A 13,883-nucleotide genomic window follows, 5' to 3' on the forward strand; every position below is an offset into this window, starting at 1 on the left:
GAAGCAACCTCCCCCACAAGCGCGTCAGAGTGCTACGTCAGCGTACGTCGTGCCGAGCTTGGCACCGTTGAGAAAGGCGGATGCTTTGCCACTGTTGCCGCCCGAGCGGTAAATGCCCCACTTGTGGTTGAGGTGGTCGCCCCAGATCGTCGGGCCGGGGTACCGGGTCTGGCCGTTGCCGAACGTCTGCTGCTTGCCGTTGACCCAGAACTCGGTCCAGCCGTCGTTGCCCTTGCTGATCTTGTAGCCGATGACGAAGCTGTTCCACGAGTTCAGTGGGAAGTTCATCGACCAGATGTGCTTGCTGGACCCGTTGGGGTTGGTGAGCTGGAAGTTCAGCTTGCCGTCGCCGACCGTCCGCAGCACGTACGGCCCGGACTGCGGCTTCCCGGATTCGTAGCCGGAGATGTGCAGCTGGTAGACCGCGACCCACTTGTCGCTGGGGTTGATGCCCTGCCACAGCGAACGCCAGCCGATGTACTGGGTCTGGCCGAGCATCGAGTTGTCGATGCGTAGCACCGAACCGTCCGGCTTGCGCAGCCCGCGGGTCTCGCAGCGTTCCTTGCCGTTGGCCCAGTCGTTGATGTCGTAACGGAAACACTGTCCGTACTTGCCTTGCGGGTCCGCCGCGACGCCGATCTTGCCGGGATCGGTTTCCAGGCCGTCGAACACTTTGGTGCCTCGTGCGGGATCTCCGGTCCACAACACGCTGCGCACGGCCGACGCCGGTGGCGCGGTGAGCAGCAAGGGAGTGGCCGCGAGTGCGCCGAGAGCGGTACGCCTGCTGATGGGGGACATGGAACCTCCGCGGTCTTCAGCGCGCGGGTGCGCGCGGGATGGTGACGGCGGTGAGGCAATCCTCCAACGGACTGGTTCGATCGGCAACAGTTCACACAGAGAGTAATAGTTAGGAAAGTTTCCTAACGCCCTTGTATTCGCGGTGTCGCACGTGTCACGCTTCCCCTCGTCGCCGCCACTGACAAAGCCGTCCTGAGGTGAGGAGAGCGATGAGAAAGACTTTGGGTTTGGTGGCCACCGCGGCCACACTGGTGACCGGACTCGTCGGAGTTTCCGGAGGGGCCTCCGCCGCGACGCAGGCGAGTTCCTATGTGCCCGGCACCATCCGGCCGTCCGCTTCGCAGGCGGTGCAGGACGCGGCGCTGATGAAGTACTACGACTTCTGGAAGAAGAACTTCCTCACCACCAAATGCGGTTCCGGGACCTACGCGGTGCTGGCCAAGGACGCCGATCACTCCTTCGTCGCCGAGGGCGAGGGCTACGGCATGACCATCGCGGCGCTGATGGCCAACAAGGATTCGCAGGCGCACGCGATTTTCGACGGGATCTTGAAGTTCGTGAAGTCCCGTCCTTCGGTCAACAACAAGGATCTGCACGCCGCCGAGCAGGACAGCAACTGCAAGAGCGTCAACGGCAGTGACTCCGCGACCGACGGTGACCTGGAGATCGCGTACGGCCTGCTGATCGCGGACAAGGTGTGGGGCAGCGGCGGCACGTACAACTACAAGGCCGAAGCCGTGCGGGTCATCAACGCCATCAAGAAGAGCGAAGTCAACTCCAGCACCAAGTTCATGCGCCTCGGTGACTGGGCGACGGACAGCAAGTACACCAACAGCTCGCGCTCGTCGGACTGGATGCCGGGTCACTTCCGCGCGTTCGAAAAGGCCACCGGCGACTCGACGTGGGGCTCGATCCGCAGCAAGCACGAAAGCGCGGTTTCCTCGCTGCAGTCTTCCTACGCCTCCAGCACTGGCCTGCTGCCCGACTTCGTGGTGAACACCAACAGCACCCCGAAGCCGGCGGGCTCGAACTTCCTCGAGGGCCCGAACGACGGCAAGTACAGCTGGAACGCCTGCCGTGACCCGTGGCGCCTCGGCGCCGACGCCATCACGGCCGAGGGCAGCGCCGCGGTGAACCAGGTGAAGAAGATGAACACCTGGATCAAGTCGACCACCGGCGGGGACCCGTCGAAGATCGTCAGCGGCTACTCGCTCAGCGGGTCCAAGGTCGAAAGCGACAAGCACCCGTGCTTCACCGCGCCGTTCGCGGTCGCGGCGATGACGGACCCGGGCAGCCAGGCCTGGCTGGACAAGCTGTTCACCAGCATCACCAGCTTCTCGCCGGACTCCTCGGACTACTACGGCACGGGCATCACCGTCCAGGTGCTCATCATCCTGAGCGGTAACTTCATCGCCCCCTGAAAATGAGGTCGTGAGTGGTATGGCCGGTTAGAACCGGCCATACCACTCACGACTCTTTTCGTTGGGTCACATAGGTCGCGAGTGCCGAGCGTGACTTGATGTGGAGCTTGCGGTAGATCCGGCTGAGGTGCGCTTCGACGGTTTTCCGGCTCAGGAAAAGCCTTTCCGAGATTTCGGTGTTGCTCAAGCCTTCGCCGACCAGCTCGGCGAGCTGGCGCTCCCGGTCGGTCAGCGCGTCCGTCGACAGCCTCGGGCGACGCGCGGCGAGCCTGCGTTCGAAGTCGACGGCCCGTTGCAGCAGCCGGTGCGCCTCGTGTTCGGCCGCGGAGTTCTTCGAGGTGGCGAACTGCAGGCTCGCGCCTTCCAGATCGTCTTGTTTCATCAGGAGTTCGCCGAGCCGCAGGCGGGCCTGGATCTCGTCGACGCCGGCGCCGTAGTCGGCGAAATTACGCACCGCGGACGCCGCGCCGGCCACCGCGGACGCCAAATCCCCTTCCTGGTCCACGATCTGTGCCGACGCCAAGTCCGCGTGGCCACGTTGGAGCAGTGAGCCGAACACCTCCGCGGACCGCTGCGCGTCGCGGGCCCACTGCCGCGCGGCTTCCAGATCGCCGAGCGCGGCGGAGGCCGCGGCCGCGGTGAACATCCATTGTGCACCGTTGCACGAGGGGAGCGCGGCCATCACCTGCCGCCGTGGCTCCAGTATCTCCAGCGCTTCACCGGGAAGTCCTTGGTACAGCCGGATTCTCGCGAGAATACTGCCCGCGACCTGACCCCACCACGAGCGCGGTTCGGTCAGCTTCATGGCGCGACTGGCCAGAATGGCCGCCTGCGCCGCACCTTGGTGCTCCAGCACCGCGTTGGCACGCAACGCCAGCGCCATGCCCTGGAACTGGGTGTCACCGAGCGCGAGCGCGGTCTCCTCGGTCGTTTCAGCCGTCGCGAGCGACGCCGCGACCCGGCCGAGTTGCAATTGCGCGTAACTGAGACAGGTGAGCAGATAGGGCAGCTGCATGGCCTGTTTGGCCACCCGCGCGATCCGGATGCCGCGGGTGACGTGCCTGATCGCGTCCGCAGGCCGATCGGTGAGCGCTTCGGCCCAGCTGAGTTTCCCGATCGCGTCGAGACAACGACCGAACGCTTCGTCGGCCAGCTCGTCCGCCAGATCGGCCGCGCGGGCACGGGAGCGGTGTGTGGCGTTGCCGCCGTACGCGTCGGCCAACGCCAGTGCCGCGTAGGCGGAGAGCCGCCGTTCGGTGCCGGGATGCGCGGACGCGATCCGCAGCGCGGTACGGAGTTCGGCACGCGCGCGCCGCGGATTGCCGAGCATCAGCAGCACGGTGCCGAGCTCGATGTGCAGATCGGCCAGTTCGGGCGCGTCGGCGGGCAGCCGGGGTACGGCGTCGGTGAGCTTGTCGTCCAGCACGGTCATCGCCTGCGGATAGTTGCCCAGCACGCGATAGAGGAACGCGCAGTTCATCGCCACGCGGACGTCGAACAGGACATCTTCGCCGGACTCCGCGCGCAGCCGCAGCAGCACCTCGAGCGCCGCGCCCGGCTTACCAGCGAGACTGAGCGCTTCGCCGAGTAGCAGCAGGAGACGGCGGGTCAGCTCTCCCTCGCTTATCAAGCGCAACGCCGCGCGCGACCAGGAAATCGTGCTCGTCGGCGCCGTGTGCAGCACCTCGGTGGCCGCGCGGTAGAGCAGTTCGGCGGCTTCGAGATCGCCGGGCAGCGCGTGATGGACGACGTGCGCGGCCTGCCGCGCCGCGCTCTCGCCCCGCTTGCCAAGGGTGTCGGCCATCTTCGCGTGCGCCTGGCGGCGCCACTCGATCTTCGACGTGTCGTACAGGTGCGCGCGCAGCAGCGGATGCCGGAAGGTGAGCAGGTTCAGCCTGCTGTGATGCGGGCGCAGCAGGTCACGTTCGATGAGCTTCTCGACCGCCGAGCCGACGGCCTGCTGCTGCCAGCCGGTGACGGCGACCAGGTCTTCCATGGTCATCGGATCGCCGAGCACGGCCGCCGTCCGCACGAGCTCGGCGTGTTCCGGCGCCAGTCCGGCGAGTTCGCGGCCGACGGCGAGACGGACCGCGTCCGCGCTGGTGTCCCAGCTCGTCCAGGTGCCCTTGCCAAGGCTTAACAAGGCGTTCAGATAGAGCGGGTTGCCCTCGGTCAGCTCGTGCAGCCGTCCGGCTTCGCCGCCGGGCACGAGCCGCGCGGTCTCCTGCTCGGTCAGCGGGTTCAGCGCGAGTTCACGCCGTGACCAGCGCGGATGCGCGGCCTGGAGCGCGGCGGCGACGCGATCGGTCAGCTGACGCGGCCGCCACGCGCACAGCAGCACGCCCGCCGCGGGCGGCGGGCGGCGCAGCAGATGCTCCATGAACTCGACGCTCGCGCCGTCGCACCAGTGGACGTCGTCGACGCAGAGCAGGAAGCCGGAGTCGAGCATCGCGGCGAGCCTGCGGTAGTGCTGATAACGCAGCAACGCCCCGTCGTCGTCCAGCGCCGCGGCCGGATCGAGCACGTCGTACGCGCCGACGGCCTCACCGAGCGCGTCGCCGACGGCCAGCATCGGCGTGTGTTTCTCCAGCTCGGAGGCGGTGCCGTAGCCGACGGCCAGTCCACGGCCGCGTGCCTGGCCGTACGCGTGCCTGACCAGGCTCGTCTTACCGAGGCCGGGGTCACCGGAGAGGGTGATGAGGGTCAGTGTGCCGTCACCGACGGCGTCGAGAGCGGCTTCGATGGTGTCCAGCTCGCGTGCGCGCCCGACGAGATCCACCACGGTCACCGATGGGCCTCCCTCCCTGCCGCGACCTGGAGGAGCTTAGCCGATTAAGGGTTTACACCGATGCTAATCCGGCACCCGTCGCGGCAGGATGGAACCGTTCGGGGAGGTGTCCGGGCTGGGGCGGGGAGAGGGTCTAGTGAGGGGTCCGCGCTTCCGGCCGAAAGTGCTGTTCACCGGCACTTCGGTCGATTTGTCGTCGCCGGTGATCGCACGCTGCGTGGCTCTGGTGCCGATCGCGTACCGGATCGCGGCGATGATGCAGATCGTCTGGTCGATCAGGACGGTGTACGGGTCGGGGGAGCCGATACTGCTCTGGGCGACCGGCGGTCTGCTGCTCGCGGCCAACGTCGGCATCGCCATGTGGATGCGTGCGCGGCCGACGGCGGTGCCGCTGGTCGACGTGGTGCACGCGGTCGTGCTCAACATTTTCGTCGCGGTGACGTCACCGCCGAACCTGTACCCCGTGCTGATGGGGATCAGCTGGGCGTACCTGGCCGGCACGGTCGCGCTCTGCACGCTGCTGCGCGGCGTGGTCAGCGGCACCGCGCTCGTCGCGGCGAGCGTGCCGCTGCTGATGATCATGTCCATCCTGCACGACGGCGAGCTCATCCCGCTCGCGTCGATCGGCGCCAGCCTGATGCCGCTGGTGATCTGCGAGGTCGTCGCGCTGATCGGCCTGGTGCTGATCGGCACTTCGCTGCAGTCGGTCGCGGACACGTTCGCCACCCGCGGCCGCTTGGAAGAACGGGAACGCCACCGCCGCGAGATGCACGACACCGTGCTGCAGGTGCTGGAGACGCTGGCGCTTTCGACGCCAGGCGACAGCGCCGACCCGGCGGCCAGGCTCGCCGAGGTGCGAGGGATCGCGCGGCAGCAGGCGATGGCGCTGCGCCGGAGTCTCGACGAATCCGAAGAGCCGTCCGAGGGCCTGTGCGCCCGGTTGCGGAGCCTGGTCGGCGAGATGGCGGGCCAGGGCCTGCGCGCCCAGCTGGTCGAATCGGAGATCGCCGACGTGCCGGCGCCCGTCGGCGCGGCGCTGCACGACGCGGCGCGCGAGGCGTTGCAGAACACCATGAAGCACGCGGGGACCAAGGAAGCGGTGCTGCGGGTGACCGAGCTCGACGGCGGCGTCGCGGTCATCGCGCGGGATCACGGCGTCGGGTTCGACATGGCCGACCGGCCAGCGGGCTTCGGCATCGCGAACTCGATCCTGGCCAGGCTCGCGGAGGTCGGGGGCAGCGCTCGCGTCGACTCGACGCCGGGGCGCGGCACCCGCGTCCTGCTCTGGGTACCCGCCTGAAGGGGTCGTGAGTGTTTTCGCCGGTTAGAACCCAATGCCGGGCAGTTAAGGCTTGACCCGCGCTGTCAAACGACGCGTGAGCACGTGAAACCCGAGTTTGGGCCATCCACTGGCCCAAACTCGGGTTTCGCGAAGACTGGGCCACCGATCGCAACCCAGCTAACGTCCACAAAGGACCCAAATCGCTAAATACACGGTCGAATTAGGCCCTCACGCCACGGATCCGAGTGAAGTAGGCCCTCACCCACGCCCGACCACGACCGGACACGCACGGGGCAGCCGATGAAGGGGTCGTGAGTGTTTAGACCGGTTAGAACCGGCCATACCACTCACGACCCTTTAGGCCATGCCGAGGCGGCGGGTGAGGGTGATCTCGATGACGATGCGCTCAGGGTTCGGGGTCGGCTGCCGGTGGTACCGGACGGCGTAGCGGTTTTCCGCGTCACTGACGGAGTCCGCGTCTTCGCGGATGACCGCGCGGCCCTCCAAAGTGGACCACCGGCCCCCTTCGACCTGGCTGACCGCGACGGTGGCTCCTTCGAAGCCACCCCGCCGGACGTTGGCGGCCTTGACGCTGCCCCGGCGGCAGATCACCCGGGCCGTCGCGAAGTCTTCGGACACGGTGACCCCGACCGGCACCACGTGCGGCGTGCCGTCCTTGCGGAGCGTGGTGAGCATGCACAAGTGCCGCTCGCTCCAGAATTCACGCAGTGCGTCGGTCGGGGCCTGTCCATTGGTGACCATGACAGTCACCCTAAGGGCTACTTCGACGGCAGATTCAGCGAGATCACCGCGGGTCGCACCGGCCATTGGTCACCGACCGGCGGCGAAGGGACCTTGGGCAGCACAGCCGCGGCCTTGGCGTCGTTCGCCTCCTCGGCGGCCGCGTGCAGGATGTCGATCGCGATCCAGCGGTCGAAGGTGTTGATCTGCTGGTACGGCCACGCCGGCGCGCCCTTTTCGGCGGCCGGGATGAGGAAGTCGACCGCCTTCACCAGGCTGGCGCCGTTGGGGGCGGTGTACTTCCACAGGTTGACGCCGACGTGGTCGCCGATCTCGGCGAGGCGGCCGAGCGCGGCGAGGTTGAAGTTCGAGTAGTGCCACGACATCGTCCGCGACAGTTCCAGCGGCTGGCTGCCGTCGGACTTGATCTGTTTGGCGATGCGGTTGGTCTTGACGCTCTCGACGATCGCCTTCGCCTGCGAGGTCTTGCCGATGTACAGCGCGATCGTCGCGTTCTGCATGTCGAGCCAGGTGCCGTGGTTGTTGGTGGCGGCCAGCTCGTCCTTCGCCTGCGGGCTGTTCGTCATCCAGTCCAGGTACGTGGTCAGCCAGGTCTTCATGCCGGAGCGATCGCTCGACGTCCACCCCGGCGCGCCGGAGTCGAGGATCGCGAGCGCGTCGACGACCGAGCTGAGCGACTGCGTGGAGTCGATGATGCCGGTGCCCTTGACCGTGTTCTGGCACGGGATCCGCTGCGAGTACCGCATGTTCGGGTTCATCTTGGTGTCCGCGTTGAGGAACCACGTGCGCACGGCCAGTTCGGCGTGCTTCGCGTACTTCGCGTCACCGGTGTAGAACCAGGCCAGCGCCAGCAGCGGGATCGCCTCCCACGCCTGCGCGCGGGTGGTGTGGTCGCTGATCGCGTCGGCCTCGGGGTTGCGCTGGCCGTCCTTCGAGACGTAGGGGCAGCCCTCGGGGTTGTCCGGCGTCTTCGACTTGCTCGCCCACCAGTACGGCGCCTGGCTCATGTAGTCGTGCTTGTCGCCGCTGGGCGGGGTCTGGTTCTTGCTGGTGACCGACCACGGACCCTGCTTGAGGTAGCCGTCAGCCTTCGCCAGCACCGACTTCAGCGCCGCGTCGGGTTTGCCGTTCAGCTTCTGCTTGATCCGGACGAGCTGGGCGCCGTCCAATACGACCGTTTTGGGCGTGGTCGTGGCGGCTTCGGCCGTTCCGGCGGGCAAGAGGCCCGCCGTCAATGCCACCGCCAGCAGCCCATGAAGCCATCTGCGCACGCTGAATCACCCTTCGACGGTTCGGCGGCGGCGGAGAAACTGAAGCCTAGTGCGCGGCGAGGTGTTCCAAAAGGACCGCGGTGAGGGCGTCCGGGACCTCTTCGAGGACCCAGTGCGTGACGTCCTCGAACATCTCGAAGCGGTACGCGGCGCTGACCCAGTTCTCCGTGTCCAGCGCGGCGACCGAGCCGAACGCGACGTCTTCGGTGCTCCACACGTAGAGCGTCGGTACGTCGATCTTGCCGATCCGGCCGTGTGGTTTGCCCGCGCGGTACCAGTTCAGCGCGGCGGTGAGCGCGCCGGGCTCGGACAGCCGCCCGATGTATTCGGCGACGCGGCCGGGGGTGACCCGGTAGTCGAACATCTGCCGGATGGCCTCGAAGTTGTTCGCGCTCATCTTGCGCTCGGTGGTGCGCGCCTGCCGCCATTCGGTCATGTACTGCGACCGCATGTGCTGGTCTTCGTCGGTCTTGTGCGCCTCGGCGAGCGCGGCGGGGTGTGGCGTCGAAACGGCCGTCAGGGTGCGCAGCCGGTCGGGGTGCTGGTCGGCGGTGTGCCAGGCAACGGCGGCGCCCCAGTCGTGGCCGACCAGGTCGAACCGGCCCCAGCCCAGTTCGTCGGCGATCGCGATGACGTCGCCGACCAGGTCGTCGATGCCGTAGTCGACGGCGTTCTCCGGACGGACACCCGGCGAGTACCCACGCTGGTCCGGCGCGACCGCGCGGACCCCTTCGCGTTCGAGGCGGTACAACACGTCCTCCCACGCGATCGCCGCCTCGGGAAAGCCGTGCAGCAGCAGGACGGGCCTGCCGTCTTCAGGGCCGGCGGCGATCGCGTCGAAGGTTCCCGCGGGTGTCGGGATGCTCAGGTGGTCCGTCACACCCCGCACGCTATCGCGGGCTACTTCTTGATGTAGAGGTCCCAGCCATACGGGTTGTACTCGGACGTGCAGAAGAACTTTGACCACAGTCCGTTCTGCTGACCCCAGCGGCCGGTGATGGTGCAGTCCTCAGGAGTCGGGTGACTGGACTCGTAGTAGTACCTCGGGTCGATGCCCGCGCTCGCGGGCTGCGCCACCGCGATGGTCGACGCCAGCGCGCCCAGCACGGCCGCGGCCGCGATCTTCTTCTTCACTTGATGAATCCCCAGATTCTCTTGTGGAACACGTGCCCGGACAAACAACCACGAACCGGGCGCCGCTGTCTGCCGAATGGGTGAATTCAACATTTTGTTGACGTCTTCAACCCGCCGTTGTAGCGTCTGCGGCCATCGAGTCCCCGGAGGTGGCCATGTCAGTAATCCGATGGTGCGCGCTGCTCGCGGCGGCGTCGCTGGTCACGGCCTGTGGCGGTGGCCCGGACGGGGCAGGTGGCCCCCCGCAGGCCTCGTCGAGCCCGATTCCCGACACCAGCGCGATCGTCAAAGCGGTCCAGAAGGACGCGCAGCTCGCGGGTGGCCTTCCCGCGGCCATCACGCAGGCCGGGAAGCTGAAACTGGCGTCGAACATCCAGTCGGCGCCCAACAACTTTTACTCGGCCGACGGGAAGACCCCGATCGGTTTCGAGGTCGACATCGCCAAGGCCATCGGCGCGAAACTCGGCCTGACCGTGGCGCACGAGGACATGGCGTTCGGCTCGCTGATCACCAGCCTGCAGTCCGGCCGGATCGACCTGACGATGGCCGGGATGAACGACACCGCCGAGCGGCAGAAGCAGATCGACTTCGTGGACTACTTCCAGTCCGGCATCACCATGATGGTCCGCAAGGGCAACCCGGACGGGATCGCGGGCCCGGACTCGCTGTGCGGCAAGGCGGTCGCGGTCGTGCAGGGCACGAGCCACCAGAAGTTCGCCGAGGAGCAGAGCGGCAAGTGCGTCGCGGCGGGCAAAGGGGCGGTGACCGCGACGGCCACCGACAGTGACACGCAGAACCAGAACCAGCTGCGCACGGGCCGCGTCGCGGTGCTGCTGAACGACCTGCCCAGTGCCGTCTACATCTCGAAGACCGCGGGTGATGGCCAGTTCTTCGACGTCGTGGCAGGCGAGCCGATCAACGGCGGGCCGTACGGCATCGGCGTCAACAAGGAGAACAAGGGACTTTCCGAGGCCGTGCGCGGCGCGCTGCAGGCGCTGATCGCGGACGGGACGTACGGCAAGATCCTCGAAGCCTGGGGTGTGCAGTCGGGCGCGGTGAAGCAGGCTGGGCTCAATGGCGGACAGTGAGTACCCGATCGTCCGGCTGCGCCATTGGGGCCGCTGGATCAGCGGGATAGTCCTCATCGGACTGCTGGGCGCGCTGGGTTTCGCCTTGGCGCAGGCCAAGATCTCCTACGATTCGGTGCCGGAGTTCCTGTGGTACCGGGTGATGGCCGTCGGCCTGTTCAACACCGTCGTGCTCGCGGTGATCGCGCAGGGCAGCGCCATCGTCATCGGGATCGTGGTCGCGCTGATGCGCCGCTCGGCCAACCCGGTCGCGCGGTGGTTCGCGATCGGCTACATCTGGCTGTTCCGCGGCTTGCCGGTGCTGCTGCAGATCCTGATCTGGTACAACCTGGCGCTCGTCTTCGACACCATCTCGATCCCGTTCCTGATCCACGAGCAGACGAACGTGCTGATCAGCGCGTTCGTGGCGGCACTGCTCGGGCTGGCGCTCAACGAGAGCGCGTACATGGCCGAGATCGTCCGCGCCGGGCTCAACAGTGTCGACAGTGGACAGACCGAGGCGGCCAAGTCGATCGGCATGACGCCGGCGGCGACGCTGCGGCGGGTGGTGCTGCCGCAGGCGATGCGGGTGATCATCCCGCCGACCGGCAACGACTTCATCAACATGCTCAAGGGCACCTCGATGGCTTCGGTCATCGGCGTGACCGAACTGATCCACGCGGCCAACAACATCTCGTCGCACAACCTGCTGGTGATGGAGACCCTGCTGGCGGCCGCGATCTGGTACATGGTCGTGGTGACCGTCGCCGGGGTCGGCCAGCACTATCTGGAGCGGTCGTTCGAGGCGGGCACCGCTTCGGGGCCGTGGTCGCGCGCGAGCAGGGCGCTGCGCACCGCGCCGTTGAGGAGGGCCAGTGTCTGAGCCGTTGCTGCGCGCGGTGGGCGTGCGCAAGAGTTTCGGGCACACCGAGGTGCTGCGCGGCATCGACCTGGAAGTCCACAAAGGACAGGTTGTCTGCCTGCTCGGGCCGTCGGGTGCGGGCAAGAGCACGTTCCTGCGCTGTATCAACCACTTGGAGACGATCGACGGCGGCCAGGTCTGGGTCGACGGTGAGCCGATCGGGTTCCAGCTGCGCGGCGGGAAGCTGCACGAGCTGCGTGAGCGTGAGGTCGCGCGGCAGCGGCGTGACATCGGCATGGTGTTCCAGCGGTTCAACCTGTTCGCGCACCGCAGCGTGCTGGACAACGTCGTCGAGGGGCCGACGCGGGTCCGGGGCGTGCGGCAGGCGGAAGCGCGGGCGTCGGCGATGGAGCTGCTGGACCGGGTCGGGCTGGCGCACCGCGCCGACGCCTTCCCGGCCCAGCTCTCCGGCGGGCAGCAGCAGCGGGTGGCGATCGCGCGTGCGCTCGCGATGAAGCCCAAGCTGATGCTGTTCGACGAGCCGACGTCCGCGCTGGACCCGGAGCTGGTCGGCGAGGTGCTCGAGGTGATGCGTGACCTCGCGGGGGAGGGGATGACAATGGTCGTCGTGACACACGAGATGAGCTTCGCCAGCGAGGCCGCCGACGAAGTGGTCTTCATAGCCGACGGCGCGGTCGTCGAAACGGGACCGCCGTCGGAGGTGCTCGTCGCGCCCAAGCACGAGCGGACCAGGCAGTTCCTCGCGCGGGTACTCGCCGCATGAGGATCTCGCCGGACTATCTGGTCCAGTTCGACGAGCCGTCCACCTATCTCGACTTCGCCCGCTTCGGCCCGCCGTCGCACGCGGTGCTCGACACGACGGCCCAGCTGCTCAAGGAGACCACTCGCGCCGGCGCGTCCACAGTGGACGAGCTGATGCGCCAGGAGCAGCGCGCGAAGGCGGCCGCAGCGCGTTTGGCAAGCAGCGACACCGACCACGTCGTGCTGGTGCCGAACACAAGCGCGGGCCTTTTTCAGGCCGCCTTCAACTCGTCGGGCGAGGTGCTCGTCTCACCGTCGGAGTTCCCGGCGAACACCTACCCATGGGCGCGCGCGGAGCAGGCGGGCCGGGTGGTCGTGCGGTCGCTGGACGCCGGTCCTGTGACGCCGTCGCTGGTCGCTTCGGCACTGACGCCGGATATTTCGGTCGTTTCGGTGAGCGCGGTCGACTTCCGCACGGGCTACCGGGCTGACCTCGGCGGCATCCGTGAGGTCATCGGCGATCGGCTGCTGGTGGTCGACGGCATCCAGGGCTTCGGCGTGATCGAGGCGCCGTGGGAGGCCGCGGACGTGCTCGTCGTCGGTGGCCAGAAATGGCTGCGCGCCGGCTGGGGCACGGGTTTCGTGGTCCTTTCGGACCGCGCGCTGGAGCGCATGGACCCCGTGCTCTCCGGCTGGACCGGCGCCCGCGATCCCGGCCTGTTCGACGACGAGATCCACCCGGCGGAGTCGACGGCCGCGAGCTGGTCGATCACCAACCTCAGCCCGGTCACCTCCGGCGCGTTCGCGGCTGGTTTGGAGCTGGTCGAGGAAGCAGGCGTCGCGGCGATCGCGGGCCGCATCGCCGAGCGCGTCGGCGAACTCGAGGAAGTGGTGCTGTCCCTCGGCGGAACGGTGGTGTCCGCGGTCGACCGTCGTGCGGGCATTCTGGCCTTCACCTTGCCTGATTTCCCGGCGGAGGCCGTCGGCGCGGCACTGACCGGCGACGGCATCGCGTGCACGGTCCGCCCACAGCACGTCCGCTTGTCACCGCACGCTTCGACTCCGGCGAGCGCCGCTCTCTTGGTGCGTTCGGCTTTGGCCGGATTGTCGCGTCCTGCTTCGCATGCGGTCTCTTTCGCGGCTTCTCAGGCTTCGCATGGCTTATTAACCGCCTTGATCCCGGCGGTCGAAGGATTGGCCACGATGCTCGGGCCCGGCAACGAGGTGGTGCTGCACGATCTGGCGCGGCTGCCGGACTCGATCGTGGCCATCGCAGGCGGCCTGACCGGCCGGTCGGCGGGTGGTCCCATGACGGACCTGCTGCTGGGCTTGGTGCGCCGGGGCACGACTTCGGACCTGACCGACTACGAGACCCACGGCCCCGACGGCAGGCCGATCCGCTCGTCGACGATGTTCCTGCGCGACGAGAACGGCGTCGCGGTGGGCTGTTTGTGCGTCAACAGCGAACGGCCGGGACCCGCGCTGGGCCCGGCGACCCGGGAGACGTTCCCGCCGGACGTCGACAGCCTGCAACGGTTCTTGATCGAACGGGCGGTGGGGAAGGCCGGGATCCCGGTCGACCTGATGAAGAAGGTCCACAAGGCCGCGGTGGTCCGCGAACTGGACGAGGCGGGTTTCTTCCTGATCAAGGACTCGGTGGACAGCCTGGCGGCGCATTTGGGCGTCACGCGCTACACGATCTACAACTACCTGAACGAGACGCGGGCTTAGCGGGT

Annotated in this window: 12 protein-coding genes; 6 read left to right on the top strand and 6 right to left on the bottom strand. The window is 67.6% G+C overall.

Annotated features, from left to right (window positions below):
- Positions 1-24: 24 nt before the first annotated feature.
- Positions 25-798 carry a heparin lyase I family protein gene (locus AB5J62_RS07490; protein WP_370947390.1) on the bottom strand — a complete coding sequence of 258 codons (774 nt, stop codon included), beginning with the start codon at positions 796-798 and terminating at the stop codon, positions 25-27.
- Positions 799-1,007: 209 nt separating this feature from the next.
- On the opposite strand from AB5J62_RS07490, the gene AB5J62_RS07495 reads away from it, so the two are divergent.
- Positions 1,008-2,219: a glycosyl hydrolase family 8 gene (locus AB5J62_RS07495; protein WP_370947391.1), complete on the top strand. Its 1,212-nt coding sequence runs from the start codon at positions 1,008-1,010 to the stop codon at positions 2,217-2,219.
- Positions 2,220-2,265: 46 nt separating this feature from the next.
- On the opposite strand, the gene AB5J62_RS07500 is transcribed toward AB5J62_RS07495, so the two are convergent.
- The gene (locus AB5J62_RS07500; RefSeq protein ID WP_370947393.1) at positions 2,266-5,007 is read right to left on the bottom strand and encodes an AAA family ATPase; all 2,742 of its coding nucleotides are present in this window, start codon (positions 5,005-5,007) and stop codon (positions 2,266-2,268) included.
- 136 nt (positions 5,008-5,143) lie between these two features.
- On the opposite strand from AB5J62_RS07500, the gene AB5J62_RS07505 reads away from it, so the two are divergent.
- The gene (locus tag AB5J62_RS07505; protein WP_370947394.1) at positions 5,144-6,307 is read left to right on the top strand and encodes a sensor histidine kinase; all 1,164 of its coding nucleotides are present in this window, start codon (positions 5,144-5,146) and stop codon (positions 6,305-6,307) included.
- A 339-nt stretch (positions 6,308-6,646) separates the two neighbouring features.
- On the opposite strand, the gene AB5J62_RS07510 is transcribed toward AB5J62_RS07505, so the two are convergent.
- From AB5J62_RS07510 to AB5J62_RS07525, 4 genes are read right to left on the bottom strand one after another with little or no spacing between them, the layout of a single operon-like run.
- Positions 6,647-7,051, bottom strand: coding sequence for a PPOX class F420-dependent oxidoreductase (locus AB5J62_RS07510; RefSeq protein ID WP_370947396.1), 405 nt, complete (start codon positions 7,049-7,051; stop codon positions 6,647-6,649).
- Between the two features lie 17 nt (positions 7,052-7,068).
- Entirely contained in the window at positions 7,069-8,322 is a 1,254-nt protein-coding gene (locus AB5J62_RS07515) for an alginate lyase family protein (protein WP_370947397.1), read from the bottom strand.
- A gap of 46 nt (positions 8,323-8,368) precedes the next feature.
- Complete coding sequence (locus AB5J62_RS07520; protein WP_370947398.1) at positions 8,369-9,202, bottom strand: alpha/beta fold hydrolase; 834 nt, start codon at positions 9,200-9,202, stop codon at positions 8,369-8,371.
- Positions 9,203-9,222: 20 nt separating this feature from the next.
- On the bottom strand, positions 9,223-9,456 hold the full coding sequence (locus AB5J62_RS07525; protein WP_370947399.1) for a hypothetical protein: 234 nt from the start codon (positions 9,454-9,456) through the stop codon (positions 9,223-9,225).
- A 155-nt stretch (positions 9,457-9,611) separates the two neighbouring features.
- On the opposite strand from AB5J62_RS07525, the gene AB5J62_RS07530 reads away from it, so the two are divergent.
- From AB5J62_RS07530 to AB5J62_RS07545, 4 genes are read left to right on the top strand one after another with little or no spacing between them, the layout of a single operon-like run.
- Positions 9,612-10,544 carry an ABC transporter substrate-binding protein gene (locus AB5J62_RS07530; protein ID WP_370947400.1) on the top strand — a complete coding sequence of 311 codons (933 nt, stop codon included), beginning with the start codon at positions 9,612-9,614 and terminating at the stop codon, positions 10,542-10,544.
- Positions 10,531-11,406 carry an amino acid ABC transporter permease gene (locus AB5J62_RS07535; RefSeq protein ID WP_370947401.1) on the top strand — a complete coding sequence of 292 codons (876 nt, stop codon included), beginning with the start codon at positions 10,531-10,533 and terminating at the stop codon, positions 11,404-11,406. The genes AB5J62_RS07530 and AB5J62_RS07535 overlap by 14 nt, the downstream gene beginning before the upstream one ends.
- Entirely contained in the window at positions 11,399-12,169 is a 771-nt protein-coding gene (locus AB5J62_RS07540) for an amino acid ABC transporter ATP-binding protein (protein WP_370947403.1), read from the top strand. The genes AB5J62_RS07535 and AB5J62_RS07540 overlap by 8 nt, the downstream gene beginning before the upstream one ends.
- The gene (locus AB5J62_RS07545) at positions 12,166-13,878 is read left to right on the top strand and encodes an aminotransferase class V-fold PLP-dependent enzyme (protein WP_370947404.1); all 1,713 of its coding nucleotides are present in this window, start codon (positions 12,166-12,168) and stop codon (positions 13,876-13,878) included. The genes AB5J62_RS07540 and AB5J62_RS07545 overlap by 4 nt, the downstream gene beginning before the upstream one ends.
- Positions 13,879-13,883: the final 5 nt, after the last annotated feature.

It is taken from the genome of Amycolatopsis sp. cg5 (genome assembly GCF_041346955.1).
In the GTDB taxonomy this organism is placed as follows: domain Bacteria; phylum Actinomycetota; class Actinomycetes; order Mycobacteriales; family Pseudonocardiaceae; genus Amycolatopsis.

Bases quoted from the DNA above. Each gene is read 5' to 3' on its own strand.
- AB5J62_RS07490 (WP_370947390.1), bottom strand. From the start codon at position 798: ATGTCCCCCATCAGCAGGCGTACCGCTCTCGGCGCACTCGCGGCCACT.
- AB5J62_RS07495 (WP_370947391.1), top strand. From the start codon at position 1,008: ATGAGAAAGACTTTGGGTTTGGTGGCCACCGCGGCCACACTGGTGACC.
- AB5J62_RS07510 (WP_370947396.1), bottom strand. From the start codon at position 7,051: ATGGTCACCAATGGACAGGCCCCGACCGACGCACTGCGTGAATTCTGG.
- AB5J62_RS07530 (WP_370947400.1), top strand. From the start codon at position 9,612: ATGTCAGTAATCCGATGGTGCGCGCTGCTCGCGGCGGCGTCGCTGGTC.
- AB5J62_RS07535 (WP_370947401.1), top strand. From the start codon at position 10,531: ATGGCGGACAGTGAGTACCCGATCGTCCGGCTGCGCCATTGGGGCCGC.
- AB5J62_RS07545 (WP_370947404.1), top strand. From the start codon at position 12,166: ATGAGGATCTCGCCGGACTATCTGGTCCAGTTCGACGAGCCGTCCACC.